Source organism: Rhizobacter sp. P3_C12 (genome assembly GCF_056402735.1).
Window position 1 is genome coordinate 1 of sequence record NZ_JBFUGW010000586.1, and the last position, 1355, is coordinate 1355.

General features: G+C 65.2%; 1 protein-coding gene. It reads left to right on the forward strand.

Annotated features, from left to right (window positions below; genetic code table 11):
• A partial coding sequence (locus tag AC1DXV_RS34705) for a replicative DNA helicase (protein ID WP_477938057.1) occupies nt 1-1275 on the forward strand: 1275 nt, incomplete at its 5' end.
• Nucleotides 1276-1355 lie beyond the last annotated feature (80 nt).

Genomic DNA, 1355 nt, shown 5'->3' on the forward strand with positions numbered 1-1355 from the left:
TTCGAGGTGGTCGGCACGATCTTGAAGCCGGAGCACTTCTACCAGGGCGATCACCGGGCGATCTACGAGACGATCAGCGAGCTGCTCACGGCCGGCAAGCTGGCCGACCTGGTCACCGTCCACGACCGCGGCGGCCACGGCATGGTGTACCTGAACCAGCTGCTGCAGTCGGTGACGAACAGCCGGGCCGCGGCGAGGCATGCCGAGCTGATCGTCGAGCGCTGGCGGGAACGCGAGGTGATGCGCCTGGGTTCAGCCGTTGCCGACGAGGTCATGCGCGGTGCGCACGGCGCCGATGGCAAGCCGCAGCCGGTCGATCAAGTCATCGACCAAATGATCACGAAGCTGATGGCGCTCAACGCAGTGGCCGAGCGCAACGAACCGCGCGATATCAGCGAACTGGTCGTGACCTACCTCGACGACCTGCAGCTGCGCTACGACGGTGCGGAGACCACCATCCAGACTGGACTGAAGGATTTGGACCACTGCACTGCGGGCGGCGGGCGGCCGGGCGAGCTGTGGGTGATCGGCGCGAGACCGAGCATGGGGAAGACGGCCATATGCCTGACGCTCAGCCGCAACGTCGGCCGCAAGCACCACGTGCTGATGCTGACGCAGGAGGACAGCTTGAACTCGCTGACGGCCCGCCAGGTCGCTGCTGCAGGCCGGGTGAACCTCGCGGACCTGCGCAACCCACGCAACGCACCGGAGAGCATGTGGGAAGGCGTGAGCGAGGGCATCGATGCGCTCGGGAAGCTGCACATCGCGATGGACGACCAGGCGGCGCTCAGCATCATGGACGTGCGCCGCAAGATCCAGCAAGTGAAACGCCGGCACAAGAAGCTGGACCTCGTGATCATCGACTACCTGCAGCTGATGGAGGGTGACGGTGATAACCGGAACCAGGAGCTGGGGAAGATCGCCAACGGCCTGAAGCGCGCGGCCAAGGAATTCGGCGTCTGGGTCATCTTGCTGTCGCAGCTCAACCGCGACTCTGAGAAGCGCTCCAGCGGCATGCCGCAGATGAGCGACCTGCGTGACAGCGGCGACATCGAGGGCGCGGCCGACCTGATCGGGCTGCTGCACCGCGAGCACCGGCGTGCACCGACCGAGGCCAACAAGTTCCACGCCGAACTGCTGGTGGTCAAGCACAAGAACGGTCCGACCGACACGCTGAACTTCAGCTTCGACGGCGCCTACCAGCGCTTCTCGGATTGGGAGGGGCCGCCACCCATGAAGGCGCTGAGCAAGCAACGCGGCGGCGGGCTGAACTGAATCGCGACCAGACCGAGGGAGAAGACATGTTGACGATGAACATCCGCTTCGATGCGGCGCAGATCGCGAAGGCTTTCGGC